The following is a 13,299-nucleotide window of genomic DNA, read 5'->3' as shown; positions in this document are numbered from 1 at the left end:
GCCGCGGCGCCAGCCCCGGCCGACGCGGATCAGGCGTCGTCGGCCTCGTCGCCCGCCGTCGGGTCGCGGTCCAGCACCGCGATCGTGTCCGGGTGCAGCATCCCGGCGAGCACGATCGCCGCACACACGACCAGCCCGATCGCCGCCACCGGGTGCTCGCGCTCGTTCCACGCCAGCCCGAGCACGATCAGCTGGGTGATCAGCGCCGGTCCCCGGGCCCAGCCGGAGCGGCGGTGCAGCGCCCACGCCGCGGCGAGCAGCACGACGCCGTACGCCGCGAAGAAGATCGCCGTCGAGAGTCCCATCGATCGCCGGTCGTCGGCCAGGTTCGCCGACTCCAGCACGGCCAGCACCAGCAGCACCACCGCCTGGACCCCGACCAGCGAGGCGGCCACGGTCAAAGGGGGCGGGTTGGACGACGATCCCCGGGTACTTCCACCCGGTGGCGTCCCGTCCGGCGTGCTGGCAGGTCCCTCGGTCACGGTCCCCGACCCTAGCCCGTGGCCACGGCAGCGAGCCCGCCGACGACGTCAGCGGCATGGTCACCGGCATTGACAGCGGCATGGTCAGTGCATTTGTGATCCACGGAACGGGACTTATCCCTTGATTCGGACCCGATTCCTTGGAACTGTAGTCAGAGCGATCGTGAAGCCGTTCACTTTTGCGGTTTCACGTGTGCCCTGACACCGGGCCCCCTTGTACGTATCGAAAGCGAGCATTCCCACCCATGGATTGGCGACACCGTTCCGCATGCCTCGACGAGGATCCGGAGCTGTTCTTCCCGATCGGCAACACCGGCCCGGCCATCCTCCAGATCGAGGAGGCCAAGGCGGTCTGCCGGCGCTGCGACGTGCGCGAGCAGTGCCTCGCGTGGGCGCTCGAGGCGGGGCAGGACCACGGTGTCTGGGGTGGACTCAGCGAGGACGAGCGCCGCGCGCTCAAGCGCCGCAACGCCCGCGCCCGCGTCCGTCAGCCCGTCTGACCCTGCCGCATCCCGCTCCCCCGGTCATTCGATCGGGAGGGTGAAGCCTGCCGTCGTGCCGCCGTCCGGGACGTGGCCCAGCGTGAGGTGGCCGCCGAGCTCGGACTCCACGAGGGTGCGCACGATCGACAGGCCCAGGCTGGTCGCGCCGTCGATGTCGAAGCCCTCGGGCAGGCCCTTGCCGTCGTCCTCGACCGCGACCTCCAGCACCGCGCCGTGCCGCTCGGCCCGCAGCACGATCTCCCCGGTCCCGCCGTCGGCGTAGCCGTGCTCGGCGGCGTTCTGCATCAGCTCCATCACCACCATGGCCAGAGGCGTCGCGACCTCCGAGGACAGCACCCCGAAGCTGCCCTCGCGGCGCACCGCGACCTGTGCGGTCGTCGAGCCGACGTCGGTGACCAGCCGCGCGAGCCGGTCGGCGATGTCGTCGAAGGCGACCGTCTCCTCGACCGCCTGGCTGAGGATCTCGTGCACAATCGCGATCGACCCGACCCGGCGTACCGCCTCCTCCAGCGCGGACACCGCCTCCTCGGAGCCGATCCGGCGGGCCTGCAGGCGCAGCAGCGCGGCGACGGTCTGCAGGTTGTTCTTCACCCGGTGGTGGATCTCGCGGATGGTCGCGTCCTTGGTGACCAGCTCGCGGTCGCGGCGGCGCAGGTCGGTGACGTCACGCAGCAGGATCATCGCGCCGATGTGCTCGCCCTTGGGCCGCAGCGGGATGGAGCGGGCGATGACCGACACCCCGTCGCCCGGCCCGCCGGCCGAGCCGAGCTCGGTGTCCCGGTGCGCGCGGCCGCCGAGGACGGCGCTGAGCGTCTCCTCGTCCGGGCGCTTCTTCGACGGCACCAGCTCCCGGGTCAGGTCGGTGAGGCGGTGGCCGGTGAGGTCGCCGGTCAGCCCGAGCTTGCGGTAGACCGAGAGCCCGTTGGGGCTGGCGTAGACGACCCGGCCCTCCGCGTCGACACGCAGGAAGCCGTCGCCCACCCGCGGCGAGTCCGCGTGGTCGGAGCGCTGGGCGGTGCTCGGGAAGAGCCCGCCGGCGATCATGTTCGCGAGGTCGGAGGCGGCCTGGAGGTAGTTGATCTCCAGCAGCGACGGCGTGCGCACGCCGAGCAGGTTGGTGTTGCGGCTGACGACGGCGATCACCCTGCCGTCGTGGCGCACCGGGATCGCCTCGACGCGCACCGGCACGTCGTCGCGCCACTCCGGGTCGCCCTCGCGCGCGATCCGGCCGAGCTCGTAGGCGGCGTCCACCAGGCTGCGCCGCCCGAGCGGGAGGAAGGTGCCCACGATGTCGTCGACGAAGGCCGTCGGGCCGGTCGTCGGCCGCATCTGGTCGCCCGCCCAGAAGCCGCCCCCCTCGCGGTCGGGCAGCCACAGCACGAGGTCGGCGAAGGACAGGTCGGCGATGACCTGCCAGTCGGCCTGGAGCAGCTGCAGCCACGCGATGTCACCGGGCGCCAGCTCGGTGTGGCGGCGGGCGATCGCGGACAGGGAGGGCACGACGGCAAACGTAACGGACCGGACACCCGGACGCTTCACCCCTTTTGGCACAATGCACCGGAAGCCTGTCAGCAGGCATGGGGGATCAAGGTCGGGCTGGTCCGTGAGGGGTATTTCTGAATGGCGTCGGTGGACTGGGCACGCCTGCAGCAGGGGCTCCGCAACGGTGAACGGACCCCGCCCGCAGAGCACCGGCTCTCCGACCTCACCGCCGACCTGACCCGGATGCTGGGCGACCCCGACCCGCACGTCCGTGACGGCCTCGCCTACCCGTTCCTGGCCACCTGGACCGAGCACGGCGTGTACGACGACCTGCTGGCCGGGCTCGGCGACGGGATGTGCGCCGGCCTGGAGGTCGGGCTGGGCGAGTCCGGCACCGACACCGTCTTCCGCCGCAGCTTCTCCGCGCTGGTGCTGGCCGAGTGCATCGACCGCGACACCCGGGTGCGCCGCCAGCCGCCGAGCCGGATCATGCAGTGGGGCGACCGGCTCATGGCGTGGTACGTCCGCGAGCGCGACTTGCGTGGCTGGGTGGACGGCAAGGGCTGGGCGCACGCCGCCGCCCACGGCGCCGACGCGCTCGGGGCACTCGCCCGCTCGCCGTACTTCGGCGCCACCGAGCTCACCGTCGTCCTCGACGTCATCGCCGACCGCGTCCTCCAGGCGGACACGCCGCTGCTCGTGCACGGCGAGCCGGACCGCATCGCGCACGCCGTCATGGAGGTGCTGCGCCGCGACCGGGTGCCGCTCAACGTCGTCGAGCCGTGGGTGCGCCGCCTCGAGGCCGGCGCCCGGGCGCGGGTGCGCACCGGGCGGGACCCGGCGCTTGTGACCGGGAACGCCCAGGCCGTGCTGCGCTCGCTCTACCTCCAGCTGACCGTCTCGCCGCACCACCCGGCCATCCGCCCGGACCTGCTGCTGTCGCTGGTCGCGTCGCTGCGCCGGGTGCACCCCGAGTTCCTCACCTGACCCCGGCCCCCGCGCTCCGGCTCCTGGCTCCTGGCTCACGGGCTCCTCGGCTTGCGGGCTCGCGGTCGCTACTGTGCGGACGTGACCACGACCACTCCCCCGGACGACCCGACCACCCCGCAGACCGGCGCGGAGCTCGACGGCCACGCCGGCGAGCTCGCCGTCGCCGTCGCCCGCGCCCACGGCGTCGAGACGATGTTCACCCTCTCCGGCGCCCACGTCTTCCCGATGTACGACGGCGCGGTCAGGAGCCAGCAGGAGGAGGGCCCCGACGCCGGCACGCCGGTGCGCCTGGTCGACGTGCGCCACGAGCAGACCGCGGCCTTCGCCGCCGAGGCCACCGGCAAGCTCACCCGCGTGCCCGGCCTCGCCGTGCTGACCGCCGGTCCCGGCGTGACCAACGGCGTCAGCGCGCTGGCCCAGGCGACCTTCGCCGGATCGCCGATGGTCGTCGTCGGGGGCCGCGCCCCCAACAACCGGTGGGGCAGCGGCGCCCTCCAGGAGATCGACCACCTGCCGATCGTCGCCCCGGTCACCAAGCACGCCGCGACGCTCATGACCGCCGACGACGTCACCGCCGGCATCGACACCGCGTTCCGGCTGGCTCGCTCCTCGCACCGCGGCCCGACCTACGTCGACGTGCCGATGGACGAGTTCTTCAACGTCGGCACCGGCCGCCTGCCGGTCGTCGGCGAGCCCCGGGGCGAGGTCCCCGACACCGACGCGATCGACCGCATCGCCGGGCTCCTCGCCCGCGCCGAGCGACCTGTCCTCGTGCTCGGCACCGACGTGTGGGCCGACCGCGCCGAGGTCGCCGCGTTGCGCCTGGTGGAGGAGATGCGGCTGCCCGCGATCACCAACGGCATGGGCCGGGGCATCGTCCCCGGCGGGCACCCGCTGCTGGTCACCAAGGCCCGCGGGGCCGCGCTCGGTGGGGCGGACCTGGTCGTGGTCGTCGGCACGCCGCTCGACTTCCGCCTCGGCTTCGGCGTGTTCGGCGGCAAGGACGGAGCGGACCCGGCGGCCGTCGTACACGTCGCGGACTCGGCCGACCAGGTCTCCCACCACGCCCCGCTCGCCGACCACGTCTCCGGCGACCTCACCGCCGTCCTTGACGGGCTGCTCGAGGCGCTCGCAGGCAGGCCGCGCGCCGACTCCAGCGCGTGGGTCGCCTCGCTGCAGGAGACCGCCGCCGAGGCGGCCGCCCGCGACGCCGAGCTGCTCGGCGCCGAGGCCGACCCGATCCACCCGGCCCGGATCTACGGAGAGCTCGTGCCGCGGCTGGCCGACGACGCGGTCGTGATCGGCGACGGAGGCGACTTCGTCTCCTTCGCCGGCAAGTTCGTCGAGCCGAGGCGACCGGGCTGCTGGCTCGACCCCGGCCCCTACGGCTGCCTCGGCGCCGGGCTCGGCGCCGCGATCGCCGCCCGCATCGCCCGGCCGTCGTCGCAGGTCGTGCTGCTGCTCGGCGACGGCGCCGCCGGCTTCTCGCTGATGGACGTCGACACCCTCGTGCGCCACGACCTGCCCGTGGTCATGGTGATGGGCAACAACTCCGCGTGGGGCCTGGAGAAGGGCCCGATGAAGATGCTCTACGGGTACGACGTCGCCGCGGACCTCGCTCCGCGCACGTCGTACGACCAGGTGGTCTCCGCCCTCGGCGGGGCGGGCGAGCAGGTCACCGACCCGCGGCAGATCGGTCCCGCGCTCGACCGGGCGTTCGCGGCGGACGTGCCCTACCTGGTCAACGTCATCACCGACGTCGACGCGCCGTACCCGCGCAACACCTTCGGGATCTGAGCGTGGGCAGCGCGACCCTGTCCTTCACCGTCACCCACGCCGACACGGCGATCGCGGTCGGCTCCGGGAGCCTGCCGGTGCTCGGCACGCCGCGGTTGCTCGCCTGGTGCGAGGCCGCGACCTGCACCGCCGTCGAGGACGACCTCCTCGACGGCGAGACCAGCGTCGGCACCCGGGTCGAGATCGAGCACCTCGCCGCCACCCCCGTCGGCGGCCGGGTCGAGGTGACCGCGCGCCAGGTGCACGTCGACGGCCGGCTGCGCCGCTTCGCCGTCGCCGTCCGCAACGTCGCTCCGGACGGCTCCCCCGGCAAGCTGGTCGGCTCCGGCGAGGTCACCCGCGTCGTGGTCGACGCCGAGCGCTTCCTGTCCCGGCTGCGCTGACCCCGGCTGTCCGCGCCCGACCGGCCTGCGGGCCGATTTCCGCACCGCCCCGCGCACCTGAGACACTGGGGCGATCTGACTCGAGGAGGAACCATGGGCAAGACCGGCCGCAAGCGCCGCGCGCGCCGCAAGAAGGGCGCGAACCACGGCAAGCGCCCGAACAGCTGAGCCCCGCTCAGCGCGTTCGCTCGAATCCCCCGGACCCCGTGTCCGGGGGTTCGTCTTTTTTCGACGAGGTGCGGGTTATGGCGGCGCAAGGTGCGGATCCTGGCGGCGCGAAGTGCGGGTCGTGGCGGCGCGAAGTGCGGGTCGTGGCGGCGCGAAGTGTCAGCTGTGGCGGTACGACGTGTCAGTCGTGGCGGCGCACCTCGTACGACCACAAGGCGCACCTCGCACAACCACACGGCACACCTCGAACGACCACAACCCGCACCTCGCACAACCACAACCCGCACCTCGTCGTACGAGCGCAGGGCAGCGGGAGGGTCAGCCCTCGCTGATCTGGAGCTGGATCTGCTGGATCTGGACGCGGACCTTGGCGCGCAGCTCGGCGGGGGCGGTCTCGCCGCACGAGCGGGCGACGACGGCCTTGACCGTGCGCTGGAGGTCGTAGCGCTCCAGGCACGGGCTGCAGGACTCGATGTGGGCGCGGACGACCGCGCAGTCACCGGCCTCGAGCTCGTTGTCGATGAGCCGGACGATGCGCTCGAGGAAGTCCGCGCAGTCCGCATTGCTCGGGTCGTCGTGGAGGTGCCCCTCGTGCGTGGACATCACTTGCCTCCCTGGAGGGGTGCGTCTCCCCCGGTCCGGACGTAGTCGGAGAGCATGTCGCGCAACTGGCGACGACCGCGGTGCAGGCGGGACATGACGGTCCCGATCGGCGTGTCCATGATCTCGGCGATCTCCTTGTAGGCGAAGCCCTCGACGTCGGCGAGGTAGACCGCCAGCCGGAACTCCTCCGGGAGCCGCTGGAGCGCGTCCTTGACCTGGCTGTCGGGAAGGTGCTCGAGCGCCTCCATCTCGGCGGACTTCAGGCCGCTCGAGGTGTGCGCCTCCGCGCGCGCCAGCTGCCAGTCCTCGACGTCGCCGGTGTCGCCGGCGAGGGACTGCTGCGGCTGGCGCCGCTTCTTGCGGTAGTTGTTGATGAAGGTGTTGGTGAGGATCCGGTACAGCCAGGCCTTGAGGTTCGTGCCGGGCTTGAACTGGTGGAACGCCGAGAACGCCTTGGCGAAGGTCTCCTGGACGAGGTCCTCGGCGTCGGCGGGGTTGCGGGTCATCCGCATCGCGGCGCCGTAGAGCTGGTCGAGGAACGGCAGGGCGTCCCGCTCGAAGCGGGCGGCGCGCTCCTCGGGCGTCTCGTTGGCGACGTCGACCACCTCGGCGTCGTCGAGGGCGTCGAGGGGCGAGAGGTCGGAGGTCTCTGTCATCGCCCCCCAGCCTACGCGGCCGACGATCCGGGGCCTCTCGAGCGTGGCGGTCATGCAGGCAGGAACGCCTCAGCCCGCGACGTCATTCCCCACGACCTCGCGGACGATCCACTCCAGGGTCGACTCGACCACGATCGCCATCGCGTCGGCCTCCGTCAGCGCCGCCCGCTTGGGTACGGCGAGGCCGTGGTCGGCCTCCGGGACGACGGCCAGGTCCGTGCGCCCGGGCAGGGGGTCGGGGAACTCCTCGGGCCGGCCCATCGGGTCCCGCTCCCCCTGGACGACGAGGGTGGGGACGCCGGCGCCGGCGAGCTCGGCGAGGCGGGACTTCTCCGGCTTGCCGGGCGGGTGCAGCGGGAACGAGATGGCCAGGCACCCCTGGGCGCCGAGCTCCTTCGCAGTCCGTGCGGCCGACCGGGCCCCGGCGGACCGGCCGCCGACGACGAGCGGGGTGCGCACCCGCAGCGCGTCGGCGGCGGCGCGCAGGCCCACGTCCAGCGTCGCGGGCGCCGAGGCGACCTTCTTGCCCGCGCGGCGCCACGGCTGCTCGAACAGCGCGACGTTGATGCCCTGGCCGGGCAGCGCGGCGGCGAGCGCGGCGAGGTCGCGCGCCTCGATGCCGCCGCCGGCGCCGTGGCTGAGCAGCAGTGTCGCCACCGGGCGGCGGGCCCGGCGCATCACGAGCCGGCCCTCGCCGTACGCCGTCGGGACGGGGCGCTCCTCGCTCACAGCAGCGTCCCCTGCGCGTCGTCGTCGGGGCCCGCTCCGGCGGTGCCGTCTCCGGCAGCACCGTCGCTGGCGAGCGGGACCGGCTCCACCAGCTGCGGGCCGTTGTTGGCGACGTTGCCGACGGCGGTGGAGACGGGGTAGGCCGTCAGGCCGCCCTGCTGGGCCGGGGTGAGCAGCCCGGACAGGTCGTCGATGGTGTGCCGGGGGTCGAGCCAGGCCGCGCGGCTGTCGCGGTCGACGAGCAGCGGCATCCGGTCGTGGATGCGGCCGAGCTCGTCGGTGGCGGCGGTGGTCAACACCGTGCAGGTCCAGCGGAACGCGTCGGGCGCGTCGGGCGGCACGGCCTGGTTGCGCCAGATCTCGTAGAGGCCGGCCATGGCCAGGATCGAGCCGTCCTCGGGGGTGATGAAGAAGGGCTGCTTGCGCGGCTTGCCGCCGCGCACCTTGCCGTCCTCGAGCTCGTACCACTCGAAGTAGCCGTCGGCGGGGATGATGCAGCGGCGCGACGCGAACGCCTTGCGGAAGGCGGGCTTCTCGGCGACCGTCTCCATCCGGGCGTTGATCATCCGGCTGCCGATCTTCTCGTCCTTCGCCCACGACGGCACCAGGCCCCAGCGCAGGGTCCGCAGCTGCCGGACGGGGTCGCCCTCCTGCTCACCGGCCTCGTTGCGCGGGCGGCGCTCCAGCACGGCGTACACCTCGTCGGTCGGGGCGACGTTCCACGACGGCGGGAGCGCCTGCTCGAGGCGCGGGTCGAGGACCTCGAACTCCTCGACGATGTCCTCGGGGCTCCGGCTCGAGGCGTACCGACCGCACATGTCCGTCAATCTAGCGGTCTGGTCGGACAGGCCCCGGGTAACGCAGGGACATGGCTCTGAGCAGACTCCTCGCCCGTCCCCTCCTGGCGTCGTACTTCCTCGCCAACGGGGTGCAGGACCTCAAGGACGCCCCCGAGCGTGCCCAGCAGGTCGCCCCGTTGACCGACGCCCTCGCGCCCGCCGTCGAGAACGCCACCCCCGGCTCGGTGCACGTGCCGCAGGACGCCACCACGTGGGTCCGGATCAGCGGCGCCCTGCAGCTGGCCGCCGGTGCCGCGCTCGCGACCGGCAAGATGCCGCGGCTGTCCGCCGCGGTGCTCGCCGCGACCCTGGTGCCGTCGACGGCTGGCCACCACCGGTTCTGGGAGGCAAGCGACCCGGCGCAGCGCAAGGAGCAGATGGTGCACTTCGCCAAGAACGCGTCGCTGGCCGGCGGGCTGCTGATCGCGGCCCTCGACACGGCCGGCAAGCCGGGCCTCGCGTGGCGCGCCTCGCACGCCGTGCACGACGCCCGCCGCGAGGCCGCCCTGCTCGGCACAAAGGCGAAGGCAGCGGTGGGCTGACCGGCTCACTAGACTTCCGCGGGAGATGAGCACTCCTGCCCCTGCCGACCACTGGCCCGCACCCACGGCCTCCGCCCCCGTCGACGTCACTGTCGCGCTGCCAGGCAGCAAGTCCCTCACCAACCGCGCGCTGGTGCTGGCGGCGATCTCGGACGGTCCTTCCGTCGTACGACGCGCGCTGCGCTCGCGCGACACCCTGCTCATGGCGCAGGCACTCACGGCGCTGGGCGCCACGGTCGACACCACCGGTGACGACTGGTCGGTGACCCCGTTGACTGGCGCCGTGCCGGGCGGACGGGCCGCGGTGGACTGCGGCCTCGCCGGCACCGTGATGCGCTTCGTGCCCCCGGTCGCCGGCCTGGTCGACGGCCAGGTGCACTTCGACGGCGACCCGCACATGCGCAAGCGCCCGGTGCGCGGCATCCTCGCCGCCCTCGCCGGCCTCGGCGTGCAGGTCGACGACACCGCCGAGGGCGAGCCCGGCGCGCTGCCGTTCACGGTCGCCGGCTCCGGCTCGGTGCCGGGCGGCACCGTGGTGATCGACGCCTCCGCGTCGTCGCAGTTCGTCTCCGCCCTGCTGCTGGCTGGTGCGCGCTTCGACGGCGGCGTCGACGTGCGGCACGAGGGTGCGCCCATCCCGTCGCTGCCGCACATCGAGATGACCATCGCCATGCTGCGCGACCGCGGCGTCACCGTCGACGACGGCCAGGCCGACCGGTGGACGGTCGCGCCCGGTCCGGTCGGCGCCCGGGACGAGGCCATCGAGCCCGACCTCTCCAACGCCGCTCCCTTCCTCGCCCTCGCGGCGGTCTCCGGCGGCTCGGTCACCGTCCGCGACTGGCCCGACTCCACGACCCAGGCCGGCGACGCACTGCGCGACCTGCTCGCCCGGATGGGCTGCTCCGTCGAGCGCACTGCCGACGGGCTCCGGGTCACCGGCCCCGAGGGCGGGCACCGCGGCCTGCAGGGCCTCGACGCCGACCTGCACGACGTCGGTGAGCTCGCCCCGGCCGTCGCCGCACTCTGCGCCCTCGCCCAGACCCCGTCCCGGCTCACCGGCATCGCCCACATCCGCGGCCACGAGACCGACCGCCTCGCCGCGCTCGCCACCGAGCTCGGCGCCCTCGGCGCCGACGTCGACGAGCACCCCGACGGGCTCACCATCCGCCCCGCTCCCCTGTCCGCCGGCGTCCTCCACACCTACGCCGACCACCGGATGGCCCACGCCGGCGTGATCATCGGCGCCGCCGTGCCGGGCGTACTCGTCGAGGACGTCGCCACGACCAGCAAGACCTTCCCCGACTTCGCGACCTTCTGGTCCGGGCTGTTCTGAGACCGGGCCAGGGACGGAGCGAGGGCTGATGGGGCGCTACGACGAGCACGACGTCGAGCACTACGAGCGTCCCCGCCGTCGTACCCGCCCGCGGACGAAGGACCGGCCCACCCACGACGACGCGGTCGACGGCTTCGTCGTCACCGTGGACCGCGGGCGCTACACGCTGCTCGTCGGAGAGGGCGACGACGCACACGTGGTGACGGCGATGAAGGCCCGCCCGCTCGGCCGCAAGGGCGTCGTCGTCGGCGACCGCGTGCGCGTCGTCGGTGACGTGTCGGGCGCCGAGGGCTCGCTCGCACGGATCGTCGAGGTCACGCCGCGCTCGACCGTGCTCCGCCGGACCGCGGACGACGACGACCCGGTCGAGCGCGTGCTGGTCGCGAACGCCACCCAGCTCGTCGTGGTCACCGCGCTCGCCGACCCCGAGCCGCGACCGCGGCTGATCGACCGCGCCCTGGTGGCGGCGTACGACGCCGGGCTGGCGCCGCTGCTCTGCCTCACCAAGTCCGACCTGGCCGACCCCGAGGTCCTGCTGTCGACGTACCGCTCCCTCGGCGTGCCCTGGGTGGTCACCCGCCGCGGGCCGGAGCGGGCGATCCTCGGCCTCGACGAGGTCAAGGAGCGCCTCGCGGGTCAGGTGAGCGTGCTGGTCGGGCACAGCGGCGTCGGGAAGTCGACCCTCGTCAACGCGCTCGTGCCGGACGCGCGGCGCGAGACCGGCGACGTCAACGCCGTGACCGGCCGCGGCCGCCACACCTCGACCTCCGCGGTGCTGCTGCCGCTGCCGGCCGGGTGGGGCGAGGGCGGCTGGATCATCGACACCCCGGGCATCCGCTCCTTCGGCCTCGCGCACGTGCAGCCCGAGCACCTGATCGAGGCCTTCCCGGACCTCGACGAGATGACCGAGGACTGCCCCCGCGGCTGCACCCACGGCGAGGACGAGCCCGAGTGCGGCCTGGACGAGGCGATCGCCAGCGGCGAGGCCGACCCCGAGCGCGTCGTCTCCTTCCGTCGCCTCCTCGCCGCCCGCTCCGTCACCGACTACTGACCCCTCGCCACCCCGTCGAGACGTCACTTCCGGCCTGTTGAGTGGTCACTTCCGGCGGGTTGAGTGGTCACTTCTGGCCTGTCGGGTGGTCGGTCGTGGCCGGTCGACTGGTCAGTTCTCGCGCACGCGCCGCGTCTGACCACTCAACCCGCCGTAGGTGACCACTCGACCCGCCGCAGATGACCACTCAACCCGCCACAAGTGACCACTCAACCCGCCACAAGTGACCACTCAACCCGCCACAAGTGACGCCTCGACCCGCCACAAGTGACGTCTCGACATCTTGTGGGAGTCGGGAGGGGGTGGGGACGGCTACATGCCCCAGACGGCGTCGGCGCCGGAGTGGCCGGTGACGACGACGATGACGAGGACGGCGAGGGCGTCGATGGCGAGCAGGGCGCCGAGGACCCAGCGCAGCCAGGCGGTCGTGGACGCCGAGACGTGCAGCAGCGCGTTGACGAGCGCGATCACGGCGAAGGCGATGGTCCACCACAGCAGGTAGGCGCCGAGGTCCTCGTGGGTGGTGAGCTTCTCGGCGAACTCCCCGGACGCGGTGTCGAAGCGCTCCGAGCTGCGGAAGTCACGGCCGGTGAGGAAGGCGGTCAGCACCGCACCGAGCGACACCACCGCACCGACGGCCATCGGCCAGCGCMGCCGGTCGCGCCAGGACGGCACCAGGTAGGCCAGCGCGAGCAGTGCTGCGACCGGCGTGAGGATGACCGCAGCGTGCACGACGAGCGGGTGGAGCGGGATGCCGTCGATCTCCATGGTTGAATCCTGCACGACCGCGCGGGGCGCCGCCACACCCCACGCCGCTAGGGTGCCCCTGTGGCCGCACCCGACTACACCGACGACCTTCGCCTGGCGCACCTGCTCGCCGACGACGCGGACTCGCTGGCCCAGGCCCGTTTCCGCGCGCTCGACCTGCACGTGATGAGCAAGCCGGACCTGACCCCGGTGACCGACGCCGACCAGGCCGTGGAGGAGTCGATCCGGCGCACCCTGTCGAAGGCCCGCAGCCGCGACGCCGTCACCGGCGAGGAGCAGGGCACGTCCGGGCACTCGCAGCGCCGCTGGATCGTGGACCCGATCGACGGCACCAAGAACTTCGTGCGCGGCGTCCCGGTGTGGGCGACGCTGATCTCCCTCGTGGTCGACGACGAGGTCGTGCTCGGCGTGGTCTCCGCGCCGGCGCTGCAGCGTCGCTGGTGGGCGTCGAAGGACCAGGGCGCGTGGACCGGCAAGTCGCTGATGAAGGCGACCCAGTGCCAGGTCTCCGACGTACGACGCCTCGAGGACGCGTCGTTCTCGTACTCCTCCCTCAGCGGCTGGGAGGACCGCGGCATCGGCGAGGACGTGCTCGCGCTGATGCGGCGGGTGTGGCGCACCCGCGCCTACGGCGACTTCTGGTCCTACATGCTGCTCGCCGAGGGCGCCGTCGACCTGGCCGCCGAGCCGGAGCTCGAGGTCTACGACATGGCCGCGCTCGACATCATCGTGCGCGAGGCCGGCGGGCGGTTCACCTCCCTCGACGGCCGCGACGGCCCGTGGGGCGGCAACGCGCTGGCCAGCAACGGCCACCTGCACGAGGCCGCGCTGTCGTTCATCGGCAGCACCAGCGGGGGCGACGACGACCCGGACTGGCCGCGCACCGGCCCGGGCACGGTGTCCGACCTGCGCGCGCGCCGGCAGCGCGCCGCGGAAGAGACCGGTGACGGGGACCCCGCCGCCGAGTAACCTG

The 13,299-nt window shown here is 73.3% G+C and carries 16 protein-coding genes; 9 read left to right on the top strand and 7 right to left on the bottom strand.

Features of this window, described 5'->3' with window-relative positions:
• Positions 1–29: 29 nt before the first annotated feature.
• Positions 30–395 carry a hypothetical protein gene (locus tag L615_RS04040; protein WP_051485762.1) on the bottom strand — a complete coding sequence of 122 codons (366 nt, stop codon included), beginning with the start codon at positions 393–395 and terminating at the stop codon, positions 30–32.
• Between the two features lie 332 nt (positions 396–727).
• Here L615_RS04040 and L615_RS04035 point away from each other — a divergent pair, with 332 nt between their 5' ends.
• Positions 728–982, top strand: a complete 255-nt coding sequence (locus L615_RS04035; RefSeq protein ID WP_028655649.1) for a WhiB family transcriptional regulator — start codon at positions 728–730, stop codon at positions 980–982.
• A gap of 24 nt (positions 983–1,006) precedes the next feature.
• Here L615_RS04035 and L615_RS04030 read toward each other — a convergent pair whose 3' ends face one another.
• The gene (locus tag L615_RS04030; RefSeq protein ID WP_145724200.1) at positions 1,007–2,485 is read right to left on the bottom strand and encodes a sensor histidine kinase; all 1,479 of its coding nucleotides are present in this window, start codon (positions 2,483–2,485) and stop codon (positions 1,007–1,009) included.
• Positions 2,486–2,614: 129 nt separating this feature from the next.
• On the opposite strand from L615_RS04030, the gene L615_RS04025 reads away from it, so the two are divergent.
• The 4 genes from L615_RS04025 (at position 2,615) to L615_RS24680 (ending at position 5,805) form a co-directional block, all read left to right on the top strand.
• Complete coding sequence (locus L615_RS04025; protein ID WP_232221756.1) at positions 2,615–3,454, top strand: DUF2785 domain-containing protein; 840 nt, start codon at positions 2,615–2,617, stop codon at positions 3,452–3,454.
• A gap of 81 nt (positions 3,455–3,535) precedes the next feature.
• Positions 3,536–5,254, top strand: a complete 1,719-nt coding sequence (locus L615_RS04020) for an acetolactate synthase (RefSeq protein ID WP_145724199.1) — start codon at positions 3,536–3,538, stop codon at positions 5,252–5,254.
• A 2-nt stretch (positions 5,255–5,256) separates the two neighbouring features.
• Positions 5,257–5,637, top strand: a complete 381-nt coding sequence (locus tag L615_RS04015; RefSeq protein WP_261376547.1) for a thioesterase family protein — start codon at positions 5,257–5,259, stop codon at positions 5,635–5,637.
• Between the two features lie 93 nt (positions 5,638–5,730).
• A complete protein-coding gene (locus tag L615_RS24680; protein ID WP_370249596.1) occupies positions 5,731–5,805 on the top strand; it encodes a 50S ribosomal protein bL37 in 75 nt (24 codons plus the stop codon).
• A gap of 318 nt (positions 5,806–6,123) precedes the next feature.
• Here the strand turns inward: L615_RS24680 and rsrA are convergent, their stop codons facing one another.
• Genes rsrA through L615_RS03995 form a run of 4 tightly spaced genes read right to left on the bottom strand, consistent with a single transcriptional unit; the run spans position 6,124 to position 8,611 of the window.
• On the bottom strand, positions 6,124–6,408 hold the full coding sequence (gene rsrA, locus L615_RS04010; RefSeq protein WP_028655654.1) for a mycothiol system anti-sigma-R factor: 285 nt from the start codon (positions 6,406–6,408) through the stop codon (positions 6,124–6,126).
• On the bottom strand, positions 6,408–7,118 hold the full coding sequence (locus tag L615_RS04005) for a sigma-70 family RNA polymerase sigma factor (protein WP_261376546.1): 711 nt from the start codon (positions 7,116–7,118) through the stop codon (positions 6,408–6,410). Before L615_RS04005 ends, rsrA begins: the two co-directional genes overlap by 1 nt.
• Before the next feature lie 15 nt (positions 7,119–7,133).
• Positions 7,134–7,793, bottom strand: a complete 660-nt coding sequence (locus L615_RS04000; protein ID WP_028655656.1) for an alpha/beta family hydrolase — start codon at positions 7,791–7,793, stop codon at positions 7,134–7,136.
• Positions 7,790–8,611, bottom strand: coding sequence for an SOS response-associated peptidase (locus tag L615_RS03995; protein ID WP_051485763.1), 822 nt, complete (start codon positions 8,609–8,611; stop codon positions 7,790–7,792). The genes L615_RS04000 and L615_RS03995 overlap by 4 nt, the downstream gene beginning before the upstream one ends.
• Positions 8,612–8,661: 50 nt before the next feature.
• Here L615_RS03995 and L615_RS03990 point away from each other — a divergent pair, with 50 nt between their 5' ends.
• Genes L615_RS03990 through rsgA form a run of 3 tightly spaced genes read left to right on the top strand, consistent with a single transcriptional unit; the run spans position 8,662 to position 11,558 of the window.
• Positions 8,662–9,174, top strand: a complete 513-nt coding sequence (locus L615_RS03990) for a DoxX family membrane protein (protein WP_036517649.1) — start codon at positions 8,662–8,664, stop codon at positions 9,172–9,174.
• Between the two features lie 25 nt (positions 9,175–9,199).
• The gene (aroA, locus tag L615_RS03985; protein ID WP_145724197.1) at positions 9,200–10,507 is read left to right on the top strand and encodes a 3-phosphoshikimate 1-carboxyvinyltransferase; all 1,308 of its coding nucleotides are present in this window, start codon (positions 9,200–9,202) and stop codon (positions 10,505–10,507) included.
• 28 nt (positions 10,508–10,535) lie between these two features.
• Positions 10,536–11,558 carry a ribosome small subunit-dependent GTPase A gene (gene rsgA / locus L615_RS03980; protein WP_028655658.1) on the top strand — a complete coding sequence of 341 codons (1,023 nt, stop codon included), beginning with the start codon at positions 10,536–10,538 and terminating at the stop codon, positions 11,556–11,558.
• 312 nt (positions 11,559–11,870) lie between these two features.
• Here rsgA and L615_RS03975 read toward each other — a convergent pair whose 3' ends face one another.
• Positions 11,871–12,326: a DUF2231 domain-containing protein gene (locus L615_RS03975; RefSeq protein ID WP_145724196.1), complete on the bottom strand. Its 456-nt coding sequence runs from the start codon at positions 12,324–12,326 to the stop codon at positions 11,871–11,873.
• 60 nt (positions 12,327–12,386) lie between these two features.
• Here L615_RS03975 and L615_RS03970 point away from each other — a divergent pair, with 60 nt between their 5' ends.
• Complete coding sequence (locus tag L615_RS03970; RefSeq protein ID WP_051485764.1) at positions 12,387–13,295, top strand: inositol monophosphatase family protein; 909 nt, start codon at positions 12,387–12,389, stop codon at positions 13,293–13,295.
• Positions 13,296–13,299 lie beyond the last annotated feature (4 nt).

This window comes from Nocardioides sp. J9, from assembly GCF_007829375.1.
GTDB lineage: Bacteria > Actinomycetota > Actinomycetes > Propionibacteriales > Nocardioidaceae > Nocardioides.
Note: the sequence above shows the minus strand (reverse complement) of the source record. Positions and strands in the feature narration are given on the sequence as shown.